We start from the raw sequence: 2,875 nt of genomic DNA on the forward strand, positions 1-2,875 counted from the left end.
GTCGCCTGTCCCGCGGCGAGCACATGCGCGGCGAGGTTGAAGGGCGAGGGGCAGGGCGCGAAGGCGCCTTCGTCGAAAAGCGAGGTCATGCTCAGGGATTAGGGCGCTGTCGCCATTGTTGCAAGCGTGCCGCGCGGGCCCTATAGCAGGACCATGATGCGCGACCCAAAGACCCTTATTCGCCTTGCCCGCGAGACTGGCGAAGACGCCATGGCCGAGCCGCTTGACCTTGGCGCGCGCGTCCGCGAACTGCGCAAGGAGCGGGATTGGACGCTCGAGCAGGCGGCGAAGCAGGCGGGGCTCGCCCGCTCGACGCTATCCAAGATCGAGAACGGCCAGATGTCACCCACCTACGACGCGCTCAAGAAGCTTGCGGTCGGGCTGGGGATCGGCGTGCCGCAGCTGTTCACACCGCCGAAGAAAGACCAGGTCTCGGGCCGCATGGTGCATACGCGCGACGGCGAGGGGCTGCATCAGGCCACGGTGACCTACGAGCACGAGCTGCTGGCCGAGACGCTCACCAAGAAGAAGATGCTGCCGTACCGCGCCCGCGTCCGGGCTCGCGACATGGGCGAGTTCGACGGATGGGTGCGCCACGACGGCGAGGAATTCCTCTACGTGCTGACCGGTATCATCCGGCTCTACACCGAGTTCTACGAGCCCATCGAGATGCGCCGCGGCGACAGCGCCTATTACGACGCGACGATGGGGCACAACGTGGTCTCGACCAGCCCCGAGGACGCGACGATCCTCTGGGTCACCTCACTCGGCTAGCTTACGACCGGCGGAGCAAGCGTTCAGCACTGACCGTCGCGTGCGAGGGCCGCAAGCCGCGCGAGCTCGTCCTCGGCATGCCAGTAGGTCAATTCCTCGGGCGTCGAGGGCTCGACTGCAGGCATCTGGCCGGGCGGTCGGATGCCCACGGTCGCGGGCGCCACGATCTTCGGGGACAAGGCGTTGCGGTTCTTGATAAAATTCAGCATCACGGGGTCCGCCTGTGTGCATAACCCCGAGGCAGGCTGCGCGGTTCCCGCGCGGCCCGTACGCTGCTGAAATTTCATCTGATCGTCACAAGGGATGATCGTCACGAGGGATGATCGTCACGAGGGATCCGGCAAGGATCGGACCGCAGGGGCTTGTCACGGGCGGTCAAACGCGCCTCAGCCGACGCGGCGGCGGATCTCGCATGGCAGACTGTCGGTGAAGAGCAGAGCCTCGAGCGCGTCACGCGCCTCGAACACCGTGAGGTCATGGCACGCGGCCACCTGGGCCACCAGCGTCTCTATCCGCGCGGGCGGCTGGTCCAGGGTTTCGGGGGCCAGCTCGGTGAAATGCGCCTGAAGCCGCTGGCGGGCGCTGTTCCAGTTCTGGGCGACACGGGTCCATTGCATCTGTCTCATACCTCCGAAACGTGACACTCGTCCTTCCGTTCCGAAGCCCCGCGCCGGTCGGCAAAGCTCTGCGCAACGCTTTGGAACGTTGCACAGAGGATGCCGGTGCAGATGCTAACATCTGCTTAGCGTTCGGGCAGCAGCCCCCGTGGCGCGAAGCGCAGGACCAGCAGCAGGATCACGCCCATGGTGAGCAGCCGCATGTGCTGAACCGAGTCCAGCAAATGCGCCTTGATCGCCGAACCGTCCGCCATGCCCGAGGTGAGGATCCCCATGACCCACTGGCCGATGGGTTCGACCTGCACCCAGAGGAACCAGATCAGGAACCCGCCGAGCACCGCGCCCAAGTTGTTGCCCGAGCCGCCGACGATGACCATCACCCAGACGAGGAAGGTGTAGCGCAGCGGCTGGTAGCTCGAGGGCGTGAGCTGTCCGTCGAGCGTGGTCATCATCGCGCCCGCGATGCCGCAGAGCGCGGAGCCCAAGATGAAGATCTGCAGGTGCCGCGCGGTGACGTCCTTGCCCATGGCCTCCGCCGCCTCCTCGTTGTCGCGGATGGCGCGCATCATGCGCCCCCACGGCGAGTTCAGCGCCAGCTGCGCCAGCACCAGAAGCACCACCAGCACGACGGTGAAAAGCACCGAGTAACCGAGCTTGACGTAGAGCGTCGAGGCGGTGGTGGCGTCGAGCCCCAGCGAGCCGGCGGTCTCGACGAAAGAGGGGCTGGCCTGCAGGTCGACCTCGTAGGGCACGGGACGGGGCAGGCCGATGACGTTCTTCACGCCGCGCGCCAGCCAGTCCTCGTTCTTCATCACCGCGATGATGATCTCGGCGATGCCCAGCGTCGCGATGGCGAGGTAGTCCGACCGCAGCCCCAGTGCGGTCTTGCCGATCACCCAGGCGACGCCCGCCGCAAGCAGCCCGCCCACCGGCCAGGCCAGCAGCACCGGCAGCCCGAGGCCGCCGAGGAAGCCGGTGGCAGCGGGGTTGACCGCCTCCACCGCGTCGACGCCCGGATCGAGCACGGCGCGGTAGAGGAAGAAGCCGCCCACCGCGATCACCGCCACGGCAAGGCCGCGACGCCCGCGCGGCAGGCGCTTCCACGCCACGACGCTCAGCACGATGGCCACGAGTCCCAGCGCGAGGGCCGCGATGATGCGCCAGCCGCCCGCGGCCCAGGCCTCGGGCACCGGCGCGACCGAGGTCAGCACCACCGCGAGCCCGCCCAGTGCCACGAAGCCCATGACGCCGACGTTGAAGAGCCCTGCGAGCCCCCATTGCAGGTTGACCCCGAGCGCCATGATCGCGCTCACCAGCCCCATGTTCAGGATGATCAGCGCCGAGTTCCAGCTCTGCAGGACCCCGGTCGCGATGATGAGCGCCGCGACGAGCGCGAAGAGACCGAGCGTCCTCATACCGATTTCCCCTTGAAGAGACCCGTGGGCCGGAACAGCAGAACGATGATCAGGATCACGAAGCTGACG

4 protein-coding genes are annotated in these 2,875 nt (G+C 67.2%); 1 reads left to right on the forward strand and 3 read right to left on the reverse strand.

The window, feature by feature from the left end:
- Positions 1-153 precede the first annotated feature (153 nt).
- Positions 154-774, forward strand: a complete 621-nt coding sequence (locus HC022_RS23100; RefSeq protein ID WP_040384015.1) for a helix-turn-helix domain-containing protein — start codon at positions 154-156, stop codon at positions 772-774.
- A 23-nt stretch (positions 775-797) separates the two neighbouring features.
- On the opposite strand, the gene HC022_RS23105 is transcribed toward HC022_RS23100, so the two are convergent.
- The 3 genes from HC022_RS23105 to HC022_RS23115 all read right to left on the reverse strand — a co-directional run bounded on the left by HC022_RS23105 (position 798) and on the right by HC022_RS23115 (position 2,806).
- Positions 798-983: a hypothetical protein gene (locus tag HC022_RS23105; RefSeq protein ID WP_167453963.1), complete on the reverse strand. Its 186-nt coding sequence runs from the start codon at positions 981-983 to the stop codon at positions 798-800.
- 177 nt (positions 984-1,160) lie between these two features.
- Positions 1,161-1,391 (reverse strand): hypothetical protein, encoded by a 231-nt coding sequence (locus HC022_RS23110; protein ID WP_167453964.1) that lies wholly within the window; start codon positions 1,389-1,391, stop codon positions 1,161-1,163.
- 125 nt (positions 1,392-1,516) lie between these two features.
- Positions 1,517-2,806 carry a branched-chain amino acid ABC transporter permease gene (locus HC022_RS23115; RefSeq protein ID WP_167453965.1) on the reverse strand — a complete coding sequence of 430 codons (1,290 nt, stop codon included), beginning with the start codon at positions 2,804-2,806 and terminating at the stop codon, positions 1,517-1,519.
- Positions 2,807-2,875 lie beyond the last annotated feature (69 nt).

It is taken from the genome of Salipiger sp. HF18 (genome assembly GCF_011806505.1).
Taxonomy (GTDB): Bacteria; Pseudomonadota; Alphaproteobacteria; order Rhodobacterales; family Rhodobacteraceae; genus Salipiger; species Salipiger thiooxidans.

Coding starts and splice junctions, on each gene's coding strand:
- HC022_RS23115 (WP_167453965.1), bottom strand. CDS start 2,806: ATGAGGACGCTCGGTCTCTTCGCGCTCGTCGCGGCGCTCATCATCGCG.
- HC022_RS23110 (WP_167453964.1), bottom strand. CDS start 1,391: ATGCAATGGACCCGTGTCGCCCAGAACTGGAACAGCGCCCGCCAGCGG.
- HC022_RS23100 (WP_040384015.1), top strand. CDS start 154: ATGATGCGCGACCCAAAGACCCTTATTCGCCTTGCCCGCGAGACTGGC.
- HC022_RS23105 (WP_167453963.1), bottom strand. CDS start 983: ATGCTGAATTTTATCAAGAACCGCAACGCCTTGTCCCCGAAGATCGTG.